We start from the raw sequence: 19,174 nt of genomic DNA on the forward strand, positions 1-19,174 counted from the left end.
GAAAAAGACCAATTTTAGCCAAGTAACGACTGATGAGATCCTAGCAGCACTTGAACTAATTAATCAACGACCATTAAAAATACATCATCAACAGACTGCCATTGAAAGATTCCGGGCTTGTTCGGATTAAACTTGTAATTTGCCACCAGAAAAAACAGTCGATGAAATTATCAATACATTGCACGCTAGTGTTGCTAGCATGCAATATTTTGAAACGCTAGATATGATTTGCGAAAAAGTTGAGTTTAATCTTGATGAAGCCGCGCTATTACAACGAATTAAGCAACTAGCCGATGATTAACGCGCAGATTTGGAAACCCTTCATTCAATCGGGGTTTCAGAAAATGATATCGACCGTTTAAAAGCTGCAGGTTTATTATTATTCGTTTAGGATAATGAGATTCCACAAAGCTATGTGACGCTCAGTCGGAAAGCATTAGTTGGTTTGCAAGAGATTGCAGCGGCTTATGCTCAAGAGTCTACACAGCTAACAATGAATATTGATTCAAAAGAAATTCAAATCTTAAAAGCAGCTGCAGATAAGGCTTTCAGAAAGTATCAATAAGAAATTGAAAAAAGCCCATCGACATTTATGTCGATGGGCTTTTTTGTTTGCCGCAAAGTAGCGCTTGGCTATGCTTGAACGAACTTTTTAACGGGTCCTAATAGGTCTGGGTTGATTTGTGCACGAATCAACGTGCCATCTTCTTCATAGCTTTGTTTAGTGATATTGGCACGATCACTGAGGTACGAAACAGCTTGCCCTTCTGTGTATGGGACTAAGAAGTCGAGCGTTGGGTATTGTTCAAAGAGTTGTTTGTTAATTAAGGCAATCAATGCATCGATTGCTACTTCGTCGCGAGCTGAATAAACGATTTGGTTTCCGTCTACTTCAGGATAGCGCGTATCTGGCTTCAAATCAGCTTTATTGTAAGCCTCGATGACTGGGATATCTTTAATGTTGAGTGATTCAAGGGTTTCTTGTGTCGTTTCCATCATGTCCAAGTAGTTTGGATCTGAGTAATCAACCACGTGGATTAAAAGATCAGCACTCGCTGCTTCAGCTAAGGTTGATTTAAAGGCTTGAATTAAGTGATGAGGAAGTTTTGTGACGAAACCAACCGTATCACTCAACAGGAATTTCTGTTGGTTGGGGAGGACGATTTCGCGGACACTCGTGTCTAAGGTGGCAAAGAGCATATCCTTTTCAAAAACTTGTTTTTCAGGTGTATCGGGGTTCAACCGTTGTAAAATTCGATTCATAGTCGTTGATTTACCTGCATTGGTGTACCCGACGAGTGCGACAACTGGAATCGCATTTTTCGTCCGTTGACGGCGTTGTACGAGTTGTTGTTGATCGATTTTAGCAAGTTCGGCTTTGAGCTTCGTAATCCGTTTTTCGATGAGTCGGCGATCCAATTCAAGTTGGGTTTCACCCGCCCCACGGTTCGCAGTACCCCCGCCACCTTGTTGATCCAACTTGTTTTCAGAAGGATGGAGGCGTGGTAATTGGTATTTCGCTTCGGCGATGGCCACTTGGAGTTGCGCTTCTTTTGTTTTGGCACGGCTAGCAAAGATTTCAAGAATTAATTGCGTCCGATCAAGAATGCTTATTCCGAGTTCTTTTTCTAAATTCCGAATCTGTGAAGGTGAAAGTTCATCGTTAATCAAGATAATGTCCGCATCTTCAGCGACGGCGCGTTCTTTAATTTCTTGAACCTTCCCTTTACCAAAATAAGTGGCGTGATTAGCTTGGTCGATATTTTGGCGAACGTCACCAACGACTTCTAAGTTATCGGCACGGGCTAGTTCGCCCAGTTCGCGCATTGTATAGTCAAAATTAACTTGGCGTTGACTAACACCAGTGATTAAAACCTTTTTAGGTTGCATATAAGTTTCTTCCATGAGATCTCCTTTTTGTGAGAGTGCGTCTTCAAATGGTCAGCCGTTGAGGATTAGCAATATCTCGTAAATGAGCGGCAACGCCGATTGTTTACGAGATGGCGCTAAACGCAGACGGCTATTTGAAGAAAGCACGTTTAAGATAAGAGTGCGGCACCGGCGGTTATCTGCTGAGGATTAGCATAGGCAGACGAAAAACCGATTTGTTGGTTATTTGGCTGACGTAGCTAACCGAGAGCAGATGCCTGGTGGAGCACGTTTCAATTGAAAAAAGGGCCATGGCAAAAATATTCTTTTGTCACAGCCCTCAGTTAATTAAATTTAAAAAGCGAATGCCAACAGAAATAGCCGCAAAATGGCCACATGATTATTCAATTGTGATTGCGATTAAACAAACGTTAGTTGACATGTTGTTGACGCTCCTTTGATGTGAAATGGGTGGTTACCCACCTTATCCGTTAAGTGTACCATGAAAGCCATTAAAAACCAAAGTTCGCCTTTAGCGTGTACGCCAATAATTAACACTGTTGTGGGTGCCCAGCGTAATTTTATGTTAGAATGTAAGCGGTTATCAAAATACATAAGAGAATCGATTGGGGGATTGACGAATGAAAAATTTAGCATTACTTGATGTTGGTGGCACTACGATTAAATATGGTTTATGGGATGGTGCGGCGCAACAATTGACCAAACAAGGGGCTGTTGCCACACCAAAGTCGTTGAATGCGTATTATGATGTGCTGACGCAGATTGTGGCGGAGTTTAAGGCTAGTGACCAGGTTGTTGGGGTCGCAATGAGTACGCCGGGTGCAGTGAACAAGGCGACGGGTATTATTGAAGGGGCCAGTGCGCTCCCTTATATTCATCATTTTGAAATTCAAGATGAACTTGAAACGCGCTTTGACTTACCAGTCGTAATGGAAAATGATGCGAATTGCGCGGCTTTAGCCGAAGTCGGTAGTGGGGCTGCTAAAGGGCTAAAAAATGTGTTGTTCATGGTAATTGGCACTGGCGTTGGTGGTTCAGTGATTGTCAACGGACAAGTCCAACATGGTCGCCATTTATTCGGTGGTGAGTTTGGCTACATGATGATGAATGATGGTCGGATTTTAAGTGAAGTCGGGACCGCCGTTCACATGGCTGACCGTTATAATCAAGAGGCACATACTAACTACTCAGAGCGTGAAGTTTTTGAATTGGCCGATCAAGGCGATTTACTCGCGCAAAAGGAGGCACAGGTGCTCTATGATAATCTCGCACAAGCCATCTATAATTTACAATATAGTTTTGATTCAGAAGCGGTTATTTTAGGTGGTGGGGTGTCGCAGGCCGATTTCTTGGTGCCAAATATTGAAAAAGCTTTACAGGAAATACTCAAGCAAGTCGATATTGCGCCTTTCATGCCAACCATTCGGACGTGTCAGTATCATAATGATGCGAACTTGATTGGTGCAATGGAAGATTTCCGCCGCACATATCCGAATTTATTTGCAAATTAGACTAGTAAAGACCGCTTTCAACATGTCATAATAAATATTATAAATGATATTAGGAGGCGGTTAAGATGCCAACGGAAAAACAAGTATTAAATCAAACGATTGGATTTACCGCGGCATTAGCCACTGTGATGGGAACGGTCATCGGTGCTGGTGTGTTCTTTAAAGCAGATCCTGTGACGCATGCGACCGGCTCCACCGGGCTGACAATGCTTGCATGGCTTGTCGGCGGCTTAATCACAATTTGTGCTGGATTGACAGCTGCTGAATTAGCAGCTGCGATTCCAGAAACTGGCGGGATGATGCGGTACATCGACCATACTTATGGTAGTTTAGCGGCATTTTTATTAGGTTGGGCCGAAACAACAGTCTACTTTCCAGCGAACATTGCGGCGTTGTCGATTGTTTTTGCAACGCAATGCATTAACTTATTCAGTTGGTCAGCTCACTGGCAGATTCCAATTGCAATCATCGTCGGACTCAGCTTAACAATCTTGAATTTCTTTGGTTCCCGGGTTGGGGGACTATTCCAATCCTTCACAACCGTCTTTAAATTAATCCCGCTTGCGATTATTATTGTATTCGGGTTAATTCATCCAGGCAGCAACGCCGTTCATGTGTCATTATTTGACGTGACCCGGTCAAATGGATCGGGGAGTTTCCTGTCAGCGCTGGGCAGTGGTGTTCTAGCAACCCTCTTTGCGTATGATGGCTGGATTCACGTTGGGAATATTGCGGGTGAATTGAAGCATCCGGAACGCGATTTGCCGCGGTCAATTTTAATTGGTTTAACAGGAACCATGGTTGTCTACCTCTTAGTGAGCGCCGTCTTCGTTCTTGTGTTGCCAATCAATCAGATTGCCGGCAATCCGAATGCGGCTTCAGAAGTGGCTCGAGTGCTATTTGGTGGTGTGGGTGGTAAAATCATCACTATTGGGATTTTAATTTCCGTCTATGGCGGGATTAACGGCTACACGATGACTGGGATGCGGATTCCTTATGCGATGGCGCTCGAGAATCGGTTACCATTCAGTCGACAACTGCGCTCCCTTTCTAAAACAGGCGCGCCGGTTGTCAGTGGTTTAGTTCAAATTAGTATCGCCATCGTTATGATGTTCATGGGTGGCTTCAATACATTGACTGATATGTTGGTTGTTGTCATCTGGATTTTCTATATTCTAACGTTTATCGCTGTGTTCATTCTGCGCAAACGCGAACCAGAATTAAACCGTCCGTATCGCACACTTGGTTATCCAGTGATTCCAGTCATCGCCATTCTTGGTGGGATTTTCATCGTGGTGAATACATTATTCACACAGACGATGTTAACTTTAATCGGAATCGGAATTACATTACTCGGATTGCCCTTTTATTACTATTTAAAAAATAAATATCCAGTCGTTTAACACAAAAAACGAAGTTCGTGAATTAACTGAACTTCGTTTTTTTGTGGCCAAAAACCAATTGTAGCAACTGATAGACGAAAAATAAAATAGTCGCGCAAATGAATTATCGGCATTAATTGTTGATTTTTATAAAAATAAACTAGGTCATAACTCATGAGTTGTGACCCCTTCGCATCAAAGGTTCTTATTGGCGTTTTCAGAAAATTCGTAAGTTTATCTACAAATTAAAATAATCCGAAAAACATCGCTCAAACATTGGTTTTAAAAGGTTTTTAATGAACGATTGACAATTATCGTCGCGTGAAATATACTTGCACATAACCAAACAATGATATAAACTAACCTTAACTGCTGCTTAATCAAGTTGAAATGAGTCGCTAGTTTGTTTTAAATAAATGATTGTTGGCTTTTGACTAGCCGGTGGTCATTTATTGTACATAAGTTAAAACTATATTGAATGAACGGTGGAGGGTTGCAGATGCCAGATAATAAAAGAATATTAACAATTAGTGAGTGGTATCTGGAGTGTCAGAACATCACGACTCAATTGAATAAAATGAGCGAAAAACATGGCTTAAGTTATGATCAATTTCTCGTGTTGGAACAGATTGTGGAACTAGGACGGAACACCCCAGGCCAAATTGCAGTCGTATTTGGGACCTCCGCACCAGCGGCTTCCCGTAAAATCAATACGCTACAAAGTAAAAAGTTTATTCGCAAAATTCGTGATATGGAAAATGACCAACGGAATGTTTGGTTAGAAGCAACTGAAGAAGGCCTCCGCAAGTACAAAGCGCTAAAAAAAGATATTACTAAGCATACTGGCATCAAAGCAACGGACTTGGAGCACTTACGGCAGATAAATCAAACAATTATAGAATAAAAAAGGGAAAGCCCATCATCTTTAGATGATGGGCTTTTTTAATACCAATAAGGTAAATCGTAATCATTTTATGCATAAATTGGTATAATTGTGAAAGAATATAAAAAGTTGAACTTAAGGGGTGGAGAAATGGCAACATTAATGGACGTCGCTAAGCGGGCAAACGTTTCTAAGATGACAGTTTCGCGGGTGATTAATCATCCGGAACAAGTAACAGATGATTTGAAGGAATTGGTGTATGCCGCAATGAAGGAATTGGATTACCGTCCCAATTTAATTGCCAAAGCCCTAGTCAGCAACAGTACCCGAATCATCAAATTGTGTATCTTGGAAGACATCGACGTTACCGAACCATATTACATGAATCTAATGGTCGGAATTGCTAAGGCACTTGACCTACATCAGTATTCGCTGCAGTTAGTAACTCGGCGTAACTTTGATATCGGGAATTGTGATGGCTACATTATTACGGGATTGCGTGAAAAAGACGTCGAATGGATTCAGGCGTTAAAAAAACCGGTTGTTGTCTTTGGTGAGAATCGCTATGGATTTGATTATGTAGACACTAATAATAAATTGGGGACTTATCAAATTGCTAATTTGGCGCTTGAAAAGGGTTATGAACATTTAATCTATTTTGGAATGGATAGCACTGAATCTTTCGAACAATCACGTGAAGCAGGTTATTTAAAACAAATTCAAGAAAGTAAACTGATTCCTAAAATGTATCGGTTTAAGAATCATAGCCATTTGACGGAAGAGTTTATTGAAGCACACTGGACCGAATTTGAGCGGAATTCGGTTTTTATTTGCTCCACAGATCGCTTAGCAATTGGGGTTGAACGGGGGATTGCTAAGTGTGGCGGGAACATTCCGCATGATTATGGAGTAACTGGGTTTGACGGGGTTTTCTTGAATCAAGTGGCATCTCCTAAAATCACAACGGTTAAACAATCAATTATTGAAATGGGTAACGCTTGTGGGGAGTCTGTGTTGGATAAGATTGCCAATCGGGGTAATACAAGTTCATTAATTTTTGAACCTAAAATCGAAATGGGTGGCACATTACGCTTATAAAAACCGATTATAGGGTGAAACAGCAATTTTGGTCTAACTGAAAAAGCTGTTATCGGTAACAAATTGAAAACGATTGCAACCACCTGATAAATGGGTAATATTAAAGTTGTGCTAGAAATTAAACGATTAAAATTCTAGGAGGAGTACATGATGAAAAATAGTTGGAAACGATTTTGGCTAGGTGGTCTAGTCTTGGGTGTGTCAGCAATCGCATTAGCAGGTTGTGGAAATAAGAGTGATGATCAATCAGCCAGCTCAGATACAAATAGTTCACAAGTAAAAGGTGATATTAAATTATGGGTGGATACAGAACATATTGCAGCCATTAAAGGACAAGTTTCAAAATTCGAAAAAGCTAATCCAGATGTTAAAGTCAAAATTAAGACAGGCTCTTCTGCGGACGCTTTAAAAGATGTTTCTAAAGATCCTGAAAAGGCAGCCGATGTTTTCATGATGCCACACGATCAAATTGGCCAAATGGCAGAAGCGGGGCTTTTATATCCCATTGGTAAGAAACAAGTTGCAACAATTAAAAAGAATAACGTTGATTCAGCAATTCAAGGGGTAACTTGGAAAAATAAAGTTTATGGCTATCCATATGGAATTGAATCACAAGTGCTTTATTACAATAAGAGCAAGTTATCAGAAAATGATGTTAAATCATGGGATAGCTTAACTCAAAAAGGTAAATTAGGCGCAAACTTTGCTGAAAATGGTGCAAATTATATTTTCGCACCGCTCTTTATGAGTAACGGCGACGTCTTGTATGGTGAAAATGGCGAAGATTTAAAGGGCACTAACTTCAATAATCAAAATGGGGTTGAGGTGCTTTCATGGATTGCTAAACAAAAATCAAATCCAGGAGTTGTCCAAACCAATGCAGCGGCTTTAGCAAACCTCCAATCAGGCAAAATCGATGCTTTCTTATCAGGTCCTTGGTCTAAAAATGATGTTAAAAAGGCTTTAGGGGACAAAATGGCAGTTGCGGCTTATCCAACAGTTAACTTTGGTAGTGGTGAAAAACAAATGAAGGCTTTCTTAGGCGTTAAGGTCTACGGTGTTAACCAACAAACCAAATCACCACTCGCTTCAATGGCGTTAGCAAATTATTTGAGTAACGAAAAAACACAAGAGATTGAATTTAAAAAGAATGGTGTTGTGCCATCGAATAAACGTGCACAAGAAGCAACAAACGTTAAAACGGATGCAGTTGCTAAATCCGTAATGGCGATGTCAGATAATGATCACTCAGTTGTTATGCCTAAGTTACCTGAAATGACAACATTCTGGCCACCAATGGATTCATTAATCAATGATGTTTATAAAGGCAAGATCAATGCAACACAATATCAAGCAAAATTAGATAAATTCGTTTCGGATAACGCTAAGAAAACGAAGTAAATTTTACTGATTTTGGGTTGAAATGAAAGAAAAGGTGCGATTATATGTTTAAAAAGGCATACAAGGAACAACATATAACATTCAGAACATTATTTAAAAAGGGCGATATCGCTACAAAATTGTCGTTTATTGTTATGGGCGCTGCTAACTTAGCTAACCGGCAGATTACTAAGGGCTTAATTTTTTTAATGGCTGAAGTTGGGTTTTTCGCTTGGTTCATTAAAAATGGGGTTCATGCATTAGCGATGCTGCAGACGTTAGGGACTAAAAAACAAGGATTAACCTACGATAATAATCTAGGGATTGAAGTCTTACAAAAGGGCGATAATTCAATGTTGCTGTTATTGTTTGGGATTTCTGCCATCCTTGTCTGTATCGTCATGATCATTTTATATGTGATTAATCTAAAGAGTGCGCGGCATCTTTATGAACTCAAAGCAGCTGGGGATCCAATTCCGACGTTGAAAAACGATTTAAATAGTTTGGTCAATGAACGATTCCATATGACGTTAATGACGATTCCGCTACTTGGTGTTTTGTTCTTTACGGTCTTACCGTTGTTATATATGGTTTCGATTGCTTTTACAAACTATGATCATACGCACTTGCCACCCAAGAATTTATTCACATGGGTCGGTTTGAAGAATTTCTCCAATGTGATTACCGGTGATATGGCGTCTACATTCTTTCCTGTATTAAGTTGGACGTTAATCTGGGCCATTTTTGCAACCATTACTTGTTTCTTCTTTGGGATTATCTTGGCGCTATTGATTAATGCTAAAGGCATTCGTTTTAAGAAAATGTGGCGAACGATTTTTGTTGTGACAATCGCCGTTCCCCAATTCGTTTCATTATTGACGATGCATAATTTGTTAAACGATGCTGGTCCAATTAATGCAATTTTGAAAAATATGGGGTTGATTACGCAGTCAATTCCGTTCTTGACTGATCCAACCTTAGCTAAGATTTCCATTATTATGGTTAATATGTGGATTGGGATTCCAACCACAATGTTAATTTCAACTGGGATTATTCAGAATCTAGATCAAGAACAAATTGAAGCGGCGCAAATTGATGGGGCGAATAAACTACAAATATTCAAATCAATTACTTTCCCACAAATTTTATTTGTGATGATGCCGTCGTTGATTCAACAATTTATTGGCAATATCAATAACTTCAACGTCATCTACCTATTAACTGGTGGTGGACCTTCAAACTCCAACTATTACGGTGCTGGGTCGACCGACTTACTGGTAACTTGGTTGTATAACTTAACGGTCAATACAATGGATTATAATTTAGCATCCGTTATCGGGATCTTAATCTTTATCTTGTCAGCAGTCTTTAGTTTATGGGCTTATACCCGAACTAATTCTTACAAGGAGGCGTAGAAAATGGCAGGTCGTATGAAAAGTAAAAATTACCGTTCAGAACAGAGAAATACGCGCTACCTGATCTATGCCGTTCTTGTGATTATGGCTGTTATCTGGTTATTCCCAATTGTCTGGATTGTTTTGACGAGTTTTAGACAAGAAGGGGGCGCCTTCGTTCCATATATCATTCCTAAAAGTTTTACATTGTCCAATTATACAAAGTTGATTGCTGATGTTTCGGGGAGCTATCCGTTTGTTCGTTGGTTCTTAAATACGCTATTTGTCGCAATTTGTAGCTGTATTCTGTCAACTTTTATCACGATCGCAATGGCGTATTCATTATCAAGACTACGCTTCAAACTAAGAAGACCATTTCTAAAAGTGGCGTTGGTGTTAAATATGTTCCCTGGTTTTATGAGTATGATTGCTGTTTATTACATTTTAAAGGCGCTTGATTTAACGCAAAGTTTATTTGCTTTAATTCTAATCTACTCAGCAGGAGCAGCTTTGGGATTCTATGTTGCCAAAGGTTTCTTCGATACTATTCCAATGGCACTTGATGAATCGGCAATGATCGATGGCGCGAATAAGTGGCAGATTTTCACAAAAATTACAATTCCACTTTCTAAGCCAATCATTGTTTACACTGCTTTAATGGCCTTCATGGGTCCTTGGATGGACTTTATTTTTGCCAAGGTTATCATGGGTGACGATGTTAAACACTATACAGTCGCGATTGGTTTGTACTCAATGATGAATAAAACAACTGCCAACTCGTTGTTTATGTCATTTACAGCCGGGTGTGTTTTAATCGCGATTCCGATTACCTTATTATTCATCTATATGCAAAAGTACTATGTCGAAGGGATTACATCAGGTTCTGTTAAGTAACTCAGAACAGTTTCTAAATAAAAAGCTGTACAAACAATCAACTCGGTATAACTTGAATTGGTTTGCTGTACGGCTTTTTTCATGAAAAAATATAGTAAGGATGGTTAGTTAAAATGAATACAGCAGCAATTTATCACCGCCCAGATAGCGAATTTGCTTTTTTATATCAGCCAAATACCATGCGCCTTCGTTTAAGAACAGCGCGAGCAGATGTGCAGCAAGTCAAACTGGTTTGTGGCGATCCGTACTTAATGGCGACTGAAAAATGGGATCAAAAGCCGATCATGATGGCGCGGACTTTATCAACGGATTTATATGATTTTTGGACGGCGGAAGTAACGGCGATCCACAATCGCTTAGCTTATGGGTTTCAAATAATTGGTCAAGATGGCACCAGCATTTTTTATGGTGATCAGGGGCTTTCGCCACTAGAACGAACGAATCAAAGTTATTTTAAAATGCCGTACTTTCACGAAATCGACCGATTTAAAGCACCTGAATGGGTCAAAAAAACGGTTTGGTATCAGATTTTTCCAGAGAGATTTGGGAATGGTGACGTTACGAACGATCCAGAAGGCACATTATCTTGGTCGACACAATCACCGCAAGCGCAGGACTTTTATGGTGGGGATCTTCAAGGGGTCATTGACCATTTAGATCATTTAGTTGATCTCGGCATTAATGGCTTATATTTCTGCCCGATCTTTGCGGCTCATTCAAATCATAAATACGACACAATTGATTATTTAGAGATTGATCCACATTTTGGGGATAAAGCTTTATTTCGGAAACTCGTCGATGAATGTCACCGTCGTGGGATTAAGATTATGTTAGATGCTGTCTTTAATCACATGGGTGATCAGTCACCACAATGGCAAGACGTTCTTCAAAAAGGTGCGGATTCGCAATATGCTGATTGGTTCCACATTCATGAATTTCCCGTTAGTTACCAAGAAGGCAAGAATTTTGAAGATGCGACGGATATTACGTACGAGGTGTTTGCCACAACGCCGCATATGCCGAAGTTAAATACGGCAAATCCAGAAGTACAAGACTATTTATTGAAAGTAGCGCGCTACTGGATTGAAGAATTTGATATTGATGCATGGCGTTTGGACGTTGCGAATGAAGTTGATCATCATTTCTGGAAAAAATTCCGACAAGTCTGCGATGCAGCTAAACCAGACTTCTATATTCTGGGTGAAATTTGGCACTCTTCGCAAAGTTGGCTTAATGGGGACGAATTTAGTGCGGTTATGAATTATGCGTATACAGATGCGATTTTGGACTACTTTGTAAAAAAAGAAATTTCTGCTGATAAGATGATTTCGGAATTAAATAACCAGTTAATGTTGTACCGAGATCAAACGAACCAAGTTCAATTTAATGTTCTCGATTCACATGATACAGCCCGATTATTAACGGCAGCCAGGGGAGATCGTGATTTAATGCGTCAGGTAATGGCCTTCACGTATATCCAACCTGGTGTACCGTGTTTATATTATGGTGATGAATATGGCATGACAGGGACTGATGATCCAGGTTGTCGGAAATGTATGGTTTGGGATACGGCTGACCAAGACCTAGAGATGTATCAATTTGTTAAGTCATTAATTGCATTGCGTAAAGCACAACAGGAGGTCTTATCAGAAGGGACAATGACGTGGTCACTTGATCCGCAAACACCTGATATCCTGAAGATTACGCGCCAATTTAAAGACCACCAAATTACCGGTATCTTTAACTTGGCAACGACAGTAGTTGAAATTATGCAAATTGAACAACCAAAGTTCAGTCAATTGGTGACAAACGATGCTGGGATGAGTCAAATCGCCCCTAAAGGATTTATTTTATATTAAAGAGGAGAATTAAGATGAAGCAATATTGGTGGCAATCAGTGGTCGTCTATCAAGTCTATCCACGTAGTTTTAAAGATTCAAATGGGGATGGGATTGGTGATATCCAAGGGATTATTGGAAAACTAGATTATTTACAAAAACTAGGGATTGGTGCAATCTGGTTATCACCAGTTTACCAATCACCCAATGAAGATAACGGTTATGATATTTCTGATTATCAGGCTGTGATGGCTGAATTTGGGACGATGGCTGACTTAGATCAATTAATCGCAGAGGCTAAGCAACGAGGAATTCGGATTATTATGGATTTAGTGGTTAACCATACATCTGATGAACATGCGTGGTTTGTTGAAGCGCGTCGGTCAAAGGATAATCCGTATCGCGACTATTATGTTTGGGCAGATCCTGCTAAAGATGGTGGCGTACCAAATGGGCTACAGTCAACTTTTTCCGGTTCAGCGTGGCAGTATGACCAAACGAGTCAGCAATATTACTTACATCTATTTAGTCAAAAACAACCTGATTTAAATTGGCAAAATAAAGAAATGCGGCAAGCTGTCTATAACATGATGAATTTCTGGATTGATAAGGGGATTGGTGGATTCCGACTAGATGTCATCGACTTAATTGGTAAACAGCCAGAACAAGAGATTATAGGTAATGGGCCGAAATTGCACCAATACCTACAAGAAATGAATCAACAAACTTTCGGTCATCATGACTTAATAACTGTTGGCGAAACATGGGGCGCAACGCCTGAAATTGCCAAATTATATTCAAATCCCGAGCGCCATGAATTATCAATGGTGTTCCAATTTGAACACGTTGGACTAGATGAACAACCTGGTAAGGCTAAATGGGATTTACAACCCTTAAAGATTGGTGCATTGAAGCGCGTTTTTGCTAAATGGCAAACCGAATTAGATGATCAAGGATGGAACTCGTTATTTTGGAATAATCATGATTTACCACGAATTATTTCGCGTTGGGGAGATGATGGTCAATATCGGGTTGCCAGCGGTAAAATGTTAGCTATTTTATTACATTTATTGAAAGGGACACCGTACATTTATCAAGGTGAAGAAATTGGGATGACGAATCGGATTGTCCATGATATTAGTGAAGTGACAGATATTGAAAGTCTGCGGATGTATGATGAACGAATTAAAGCGGGCTATCCTAAGGCAACTATTATTGAATCAATTAATGTTAAGGGGCGCGATAACGCACGGACACCAATGCAATGGAACCAGACGACTAATGCAGGTTTTACAACTGGTAAGCCATGGTTAGCGGTTAATCCTAACTATGAAACAATCAATGTCGAGGCCGCATTGGCTGATCCAGACTCACTTTTTTATACGTACCAAAAGCTGATTGAGTTACGGAAAAATAATCCAATTGTGATTTGGGGGAGTTTTGAACTCTTAACGACGGCCGAAACGATTTTTGCTTACAAACGGTGTTATCAAGGTGAAACGTGGTTAGTTGTCAATAATTTTTCGAATCAAGCACAAATAATTGATTTACCGGACGTTAAAATTGAACAAGTGCTTATCCAAAATGGCCACGAGTCAATTACTTCGTTAGCCAATTATCATTTAAGTCCCTGGCAATCATTTGCGGTGAAGGTGGCGAACTAGAATGACAGATAAGTGGTGGCAGTCAGCAGTTGGCTATCAGATTTATCCAAGGAGTTTTAATGATTCAAATGGGGATGGAATTGGTGATATTCAAGGAATTATTGCTAAGTTACCGTATCTTAAATCATTAGGGATTAATTTTATTTGGATAAATCCGATTTATCAATCTCCCAACGTTGATAATGGCTATGATATTTCTGATTATCAGAAGATTCAACCGGAATATGGCACGATGGCTGATTTCAAACAATTATTGGAAAAAGCGCATGCTATTGGGATTAAAGTGATTCTGGATTTAGTTGTTAATCACACGAGCAATCAACATCCGTGGTTTATCGAAAGCCAAAAATCGAAGAATAACCCGTATCGTGACTTCTATCTGTGGGCGGATGCAACCCCAGATAAGTTGCCCAATGATTGGCAAAGTTTTTTTGGGGGCTCAACTTGGACATATGATCGACGAACGAAACAGGCTTATTTTCATGTGTTTGCAAAGGAACAACCTGATTTGAATTGGCGTAATCCTCAGTTAAGACAAGCCATCTACACGATGATTCGTTGGTGGTTAGACTTAGGCATCGATGGTTTTCGCTTAGACGCTATTAGTCATATTCAAAAAGAGCCGTGGGATTTTAAAATTCGTGATAATCCATGGGCGCCTTTTATGAATGTGGAGGGCATTGAGCACTATATGGCTGAACTGCGTGATTTATTTAATGAATACCAAATTATGTCGGTGGGAGAAGCTAGTGGTGTGACAAGTAAAAAAGCCATTAGTTGGACTGAACCAAAACAAGCCGGCTATATCAATATGATTTTTGAGTTAGAGCATAATGTTCGTCAAGATAATCAGTTACGACCGCGTATTGATCCGTTAGGGTTGAAGAAGGTATTGGCACGATGGCAGACAGATTTGAAGCATGAAGGTTGGAATGCGTTATACGTTGAGAATCACGATAACCCACGGATTAATAGTACGTTAGGAAATGAGACAACCAAGTCAGCTAAAGCGATTGCGCTGATGTATATGGGGTTAAAAGGGACACCGTTTATTTATCAAGGACAGGAACTTGGAATGACGAACTTCAACTTCACCGCGATTAATCAGGTTGATGCTAAAGAATTGCATCGACAATACGAGCTATTATTGGCACAACAAATAGCGCCAAAACAAGCACTCAAGACGGTCACGTTGTGGAGTCGTGATCACTCTAGAACGCCAATGCAGTGGACTGCTGGAGATCATGCAGGCTTTACGACCGGCCAGCCATGGTTAGCAATTAATCGGAATGCTGAAACAATCAATGCTGAAGATGAAATGCAAGCTCCAGATTCTAGTTGGTGTTTCTATCAGCGACTGATTCGGATCAGACAGCAATCCAGTGTGTTCATTTCTGGCGAGTTCGAATTACTATTAAAGAATGATCCAACTGTGTTTGCTTATCTCAGAAAAGGTGTGCAAAAAACGGTGCTGATCATTGTTAATCTCAGCGACCAGGATAAGACAGTGACGTTGCCACAACGTATCTGCAAACAAAATTGGCAATGCTGTCTAACTAATGGACAGGTGCAACCGGTGAAGCAACACTTTCGGTTAGCGGCTTATGATGCTTACTTGTTTGAAATAAAAGAATGATTAAAAACCAGTCTGCTTACAGGGAGCAGACTGGTTTTTTAGTGAAGTGATTCTGTTATCGGTAACATGGTGAAAGCGATTGCTAAAATAACTTATTTAGCGAATAATAAAAAGTGTTAAGAGAATTGAATGCCGTTACAATCGGTATTCATGTAGTGCTCACATTGGATGAGTGCCTTAAGAATGAATTATCTAAATAAGGGAGTCAGCAAATATGGTTGAAATAAAATTAGAACACATCAATAAACGTTATCCGGGTAATGAAACAAATTCGGTAACCGACTTTAATTTAGCGATTAGAGATGGTGAATTTATCGCCTTTGTTGGCCCCTCCGGTTGTGGGAAGTCAACAACTTTAAGAATGATTGCGGGATTGGAAGATATTACCAGCGGGACTTTTGAAATTGATGGTAAAGTGATGAACGATGCAGCGCCACGTGATCGGAATATTGCGATGGTTTTTCAAAATTATGCGTTATATCCACATATGACAGTTTTCGATAACATGGCTTTTGGCTTGAATATTCGTAAGAACGATAAAGAGGATACTAAAAAGCGAGTGGTTGATGCTGCTAAAATTCTAGGCTTAAGTGATTACTTGAGTCGTAAACCGAGTGCGTTATCTGGGGGACAACGGCAACGGGTTGCCCTAGGTCGCGCAATTGTACGGGATGCGAAGCTCTTTTTACTAGATGAACCATTATCGAACTTGGATGCGAAGTTACGGGTTCAAATGCGGGCCGAAATTGCACAGCTACACCAAAAGCTAGGTCGTAATTTTATCTATGTCACGCATGATCAAATTGAAGCAATGACCATGGCGGACCGAATCGTTATTATGAATGACGGTATGATTCAACAGATTGGCTCACCTATCGAATTGTATAATCAACCAGCGAATAAATTCGTGGCCGGTTTCATTGGTTCACCAGCAATGAACTTCTTTGAAGCTAAGATTGAAGGTAATCAAGTTGTGAGCGGCACACAAATTCGAGTAACCATTCCAGACGGGCAATACCAACTACTAAAAGAAAAAGGGTACGTTGGTAAGAAAGTCACTTTTGGGATTCGACCAGAAGACATTCATGCTGAAGAAATTGCCCTACAAACTTTTGATGATGCAAAAATTACCGCGGATGTGAAGGTTGCCGAACTGTTAGGCGCTGAATCGATGTTGTATTCGACGGTTAGTGAGACGGAGTTTGTGGCGAAGGTAAATGCTAGAGATCATCACGAACCGGGTAGCCAAATTGAATTTGCGCTTGAAATGTCGAAGGCACATTACTTTGATTTTGAAACTGGCGTAACCATTATTTAGTAAATTTTACAGATGGGATGTAATTTAGATGAAGAGAATATTTGACGTTCAACCATGGCACGTTATTACACACACTTTTGAACCTGCCGATAAACGACTGCAGGAGTCAATGACTAGCTTGGGCAATGGCTATATGGGGATGCGTGGCTTTTTCGAAGAAGACTATTCAGGTGATAGCTTATTAGGTACCTACTTAGGTGGCGTCTGGTACCCTGATAAAACCCGAGTTGGTTGGTGGAAGAATGGGTATCCGAAATATTTTGGGAAGGTTATCAACGCTATCAATTTTATTAGAATGAACTTCTTGATTAACGGTGAAAAGTTAGACTTAGCGCAAGATGATTTTGATCAGTTCGAGCTTGATCTTAATCTAAAAAGTGCTGTTTTAACCCGATCCTTTGTCGTTAAGAAGGGCCAAACACAAATTAAATTTAAGTTTGAACGCTTTCTCAGCGTAGCGCAAAAAGAATTATCGGTGCAACGGGTTAGTTTTGAAAACCTCGGAGACCAAGCTGTTGAAGTAAGGGTTATTTCCGCTATTGATAGTAATGTTCAAAATGAAGATGCCAATTACGATGAACATTTTTGGCAAGTGCTAGAAATTAATCCCCAGTATTTAATTGCGCAAACCAAACCCAATCAATTTGGGACACCGCAATTCACAACTGGGATACAAGTTAGCCATCAGACAACTTTAACTGAAGTTGCCCAGTCTGTGACGGATACAGAAGTTCAACATACATTTGAAACGCAGTTAGAACCGGGACAAGTAGGAACTATCGAAAAGCGTGTGATTGTTGTGACTTCTCGTGATTATGAGACGCGAGAAGCATTGATAACTGCTATGGGACAATTAATGGAAGCGATTTCTAATTCTAGTTATGCCCAACTGTTAGATGACCATCAAGCAATATGGGCAGAACGCTGGGCACAGTCAGATGTTAAGATTCAAGGTGATGTTGCTGCTCAACAAGGGATGCGTTTTAACCTATTTGGACTTTTCACAACATACTATGGAGATGATGCTCGGTTGAATTTTGGTCCCAAAGGATTTACTGGTGAGAAATATGGTGGGGCGACTTATTGGGATACTGAAGCTTTTTGTATTCCAGTTTATCTGGGGATTACTAAACCGGCGATTACTAAGAACTTACTTCGTTATCGGTACGATCAATTAGATGGGGCGTTTATTAACGCTCAAGAACAAGGGCTAAAAGGTGCGTTATATCCGATGGTGACCTTCAACGGCATTGAATGTCATAATGAATGGGAAATTACGTTTGAAGAAATTCACCGTAATAGTGATGTTGCGTTTGCTATTTATAACTACACAAAATATACCGGTGATCAATCTTACGTATTAAATGAAGGTAGTGAGGTTTTAACAGAAATTTCACGTTTCTGGGCTGATCGGGTGCACTATAGTCAACGTAAAGGGCAATATATGATTCACGGCGTTACAGGGCCTGACGAATACGAAAATAATGTTGATAACAATTGGTACACAAATTACTTAGCGCGATGGACTTTAGAATACACATTAAAGATTATCGATCAAGTAGCGCCGGAACAAGCAAACAAATTAGCAGTTACAGCTCAAGAACGGCAACACTGGCAATCAATTGTTGACAAGATGTACTTACCATATGACACGGAACTCGGGATCTTCGAACAACATGATGGCTTTTTGGATAAAGCATTGGCACCAACGAGCGAGATTCCAGCGGATCAACGACCAATTAATCAGAATTGGTCGTGGGATAGAATTCTACGGTCACCTTACATCAAACAAGGTGACGTTATTCAAGGTTTATGGAACTTTATCGATGATTTTTCAGAAGGTGAAAAGAAGCGCAACTTTGATTTTTATGAACCGTTAACCGTTCACGAATCGAGCTTATCACCATCCGTTTATTCAATTATTGCTGCCGACTTACACTATGAAGACAAAGCCGTTGAACTTTATGAACGGACGGCTCGGTTAGATTTGGATAACTATAACAATGACACTGACGATGGTCTGCATATTACGGCAATGACAGGTGGCTGGTTAGCAATTGTCCATGGGTTTGCAGGCATGCGGGTGAGTGATGCAGGTGAATTAAGTTATAAACCTTTCTTGCCTAAGAAATGGGAAAGCTATTCTTTCAGACAAGTTTTCAGAGATCGTATTATTGAAATAACTGTTGACTTGGGTGGTGCGTATGTCCAATTAATTGAGGGTGACCCTTTAAGCATTATGGTTAATGGTGAACGCCAAGTGTTAGAAAATAAGTAGTTAAAGGA

General features: G+C 40.1%; 14 protein-coding genes and 1 pseudogene. 14 read left to right on the plus strand and 1 reads right to left on the minus strand.

Features of this window, described 5'->3' with window-relative positions; genetic code table 11:
* A pseudogene (locus tag ACF1X7_RS07970) lies at positions 1-130 on the plus strand (IS30 family transposase); the annotation flags it as partial.
* A 9-nt stretch (positions 131-139) separates the two neighbouring features.
* Positions 140-301 carry a hypothetical protein gene (locus tag ACF1X7_RS07975; protein WP_155760118.1) on the plus strand — a complete coding sequence of 54 codons (162 nt, stop codon included), beginning with the start codon at positions 140-142 and terminating at the stop codon, positions 299-301.
* A 332-nt stretch (positions 302-633) separates the two neighbouring features.
* Here ACF1X7_RS07975 and hflX read toward each other — a convergent pair whose 3' ends face one another.
* Positions 634-1,905, minus strand: a complete 1,272-nt coding sequence (gene hflX, locus ACF1X7_RS07980) for a GTPase HflX (RefSeq protein WP_039098459.1) — start codon at positions 1,903-1,905, stop codon at positions 634-636.
* A gap of 605 nt (positions 1,906-2,510) precedes the next feature.
* Here hflX and ACF1X7_RS07985 point away from each other — a divergent pair.
* The 12 genes from ACF1X7_RS07985 (at position 2,511) to ACF1X7_RS08040 (ending at position 19,166) form a co-directional block, all read left to right on the plus strand.
* On the plus strand, positions 2,511-3,401 hold the full coding sequence (locus ACF1X7_RS07985; protein WP_069468515.1) for an ROK family protein: 891 nt from the start codon (positions 2,511-2,513) through the stop codon (positions 3,399-3,401).
* 65 nt (positions 3,402-3,466) lie between these two features.
* Positions 3,467-4,804, plus strand: coding sequence for an APC family permease (locus ACF1X7_RS07990; protein ID WP_069468514.1), 1,338 nt, complete (start codon positions 3,467-3,469; stop codon positions 4,802-4,804).
* Between the two features lie 478 nt (positions 4,805-5,282).
* Complete coding sequence (locus tag ACF1X7_RS07995) at positions 5,283-5,687, plus strand: MarR family winged helix-turn-helix transcriptional regulator (RefSeq protein ID WP_035186201.1); 405 nt, start codon at positions 5,283-5,285, stop codon at positions 5,685-5,687.
* Positions 5,688-5,816: 129 nt separating this feature from the next.
* Positions 5,817-6,764 carry a LacI family DNA-binding transcriptional regulator gene (locus ACF1X7_RS08000; RefSeq protein ID WP_411162645.1) on the plus strand — a complete coding sequence of 316 codons (948 nt, stop codon included), beginning with the start codon at positions 5,817-5,819 and terminating at the stop codon, positions 6,762-6,764.
* Between the two features lie 150 nt (positions 6,765-6,914).
* On the plus strand, positions 6,915-8,165 hold the full coding sequence (locus tag ACF1X7_RS08005) for an extracellular solute-binding protein (protein ID WP_064776798.1): 1,251 nt from the start codon (positions 6,915-6,917) through the stop codon (positions 8,163-8,165).
* Positions 8,166-8,209: 44 nt separating this feature from the next.
* Positions 8,210-9,559 carry a carbohydrate ABC transporter permease gene (locus ACF1X7_RS08010; RefSeq protein WP_064776799.1) on the plus strand — a complete coding sequence of 450 codons (1,350 nt, stop codon included), beginning with the start codon at positions 8,210-8,212 and terminating at the stop codon, positions 9,557-9,559.
* 15 nt (positions 9,560-9,574) lie between these two features.
* Positions 9,575-10,432 carry a sugar ABC transporter permease gene (locus tag ACF1X7_RS08015; RefSeq protein ID WP_198040235.1) on the plus strand — a complete coding sequence of 286 codons (858 nt, stop codon included), beginning with the start codon at positions 9,575-9,577 and terminating at the stop codon, positions 10,430-10,432.
* Positions 10,433-10,545: 113 nt separating this feature from the next.
* Positions 10,546-12,291: a glycoside hydrolase family 13 protein gene (locus ACF1X7_RS08020; RefSeq protein WP_064776801.1), complete on the plus strand. Its 1,746-nt coding sequence runs from the start codon at positions 10,546-10,548 to the stop codon at positions 12,289-12,291.
* Between the two features lie 14 nt (positions 12,292-12,305).
* A complete protein-coding gene (locus ACF1X7_RS08025) occupies positions 12,306-13,934 on the plus strand; it encodes a glycoside hydrolase family 13 protein (protein ID WP_411162646.1) in 1,629 nt (542 codons plus the stop codon).
* A gap of 1 nt (position 13,935) precedes the next feature.
* Positions 13,936-15,570: a glycoside hydrolase family 13 protein gene (locus tag ACF1X7_RS08030; RefSeq protein WP_064776803.1), complete on the plus strand. Its 1,635-nt coding sequence runs from the start codon at positions 13,936-13,938 to the stop codon at positions 15,568-15,570.
* A 214-nt stretch (positions 15,571-15,784) separates the two neighbouring features.
* Positions 15,785-16,888: an ABC transporter ATP-binding protein gene (locus tag ACF1X7_RS08035; protein WP_064776804.1), complete on the plus strand. Its 1,104-nt coding sequence runs from the start codon at positions 15,785-15,787 to the stop codon at positions 16,886-16,888.
* Between the two features lie 28 nt (positions 16,889-16,916).
* Positions 16,917-19,166 (plus strand): glycoside hydrolase family 65 protein, encoded by a 2,250-nt coding sequence (locus ACF1X7_RS08040; RefSeq protein WP_411162647.1) that lies wholly within the window; start codon positions 16,917-16,919, stop codon positions 19,164-19,166.
* Positions 19,167-19,174: the final 8 nt, after the last annotated feature.

This window comes from Latilactobacillus sp. VITA-14 (genome assembly GCF_046580785.1).
Classification (GTDB): Bacteria; Bacillota; Bacilli; order Lactobacillales; family Lactobacillaceae; genus Latilactobacillus; species Latilactobacillus curvatus.

Bases quoted from the DNA above. Each gene is read 5' to 3' on its own strand.
- ACF1X7_RS08010 (WP_064776799.1), top strand. From the start codon at position 8,210: ATGTTTAAAAAGGCATACAAGGAACAACATATAACATTCAGAACATTA.
- ACF1X7_RS08005 (WP_064776798.1), top strand. From the start codon at position 6,915: ATGAAAAATAGTTGGAAACGATTTTGGCTAGGTGGTCTAGTCTTGGGT.
- hflX (WP_039098459.1), bottom strand. From the start codon at position 1,905: ATGGAAGAAACTTATATGCAACCTAAAAAGGTTTTAATCACTGGTGTT.
- ACF1X7_RS08035 (WP_064776804.1), top strand. From the start codon at position 15,785: ATGGTTGAAATAAAATTAGAACACATCAATAAACGTTATCCGGGTAAT.
- ACF1X7_RS08015 (WP_198040235.1), top strand. From the start codon at position 9,575: ATGAAAAGTAAAAATTACCGTTCAGAACAGAGAAATACGCGCTACCTG.
- ACF1X7_RS08040 (WP_411162647.1), top strand. From the start codon at position 16,917: ATGAAGAGAATATTTGACGTTCAACCATGGCACGTTATTACACACACT.
- ACF1X7_RS08025 (WP_411162646.1), top strand. From the start codon at position 12,306: ATGAAGCAATATTGGTGGCAATCAGTGGTCGTCTATCAAGTCTATCCA.
- ACF1X7_RS08020 (WP_064776801.1), top strand. From the start codon at position 10,546: ATGAATACAGCAGCAATTTATCACCGCCCAGATAGCGAATTTGCTTTT.
- ACF1X7_RS08030 (WP_064776803.1), top strand. From the start codon at position 13,936: ATGACAGATAAGTGGTGGCAGTCAGCAGTTGGCTATCAGATTTATCCA.
- ACF1X7_RS08000 (WP_411162645.1), top strand. From the start codon at position 5,817: ATGGCAACATTAATGGACGTCGCTAAGCGGGCAAACGTTTCTAAGATG.
- ACF1X7_RS07990 (WP_069468514.1), top strand. From the start codon at position 3,467: ATGCCAACGGAAAAACAAGTATTAAATCAAACGATTGGATTTACCGCG.
- ACF1X7_RS07995 (WP_035186201.1), top strand. From the start codon at position 5,283: ATGCCAGATAATAAAAGAATATTAACAATTAGTGAGTGGTATCTGGAG.
- ACF1X7_RS07985 (WP_069468515.1), top strand. From the start codon at position 2,511: ATGAAAAATTTAGCATTACTTGATGTTGGTGGCACTACGATTAAATAT.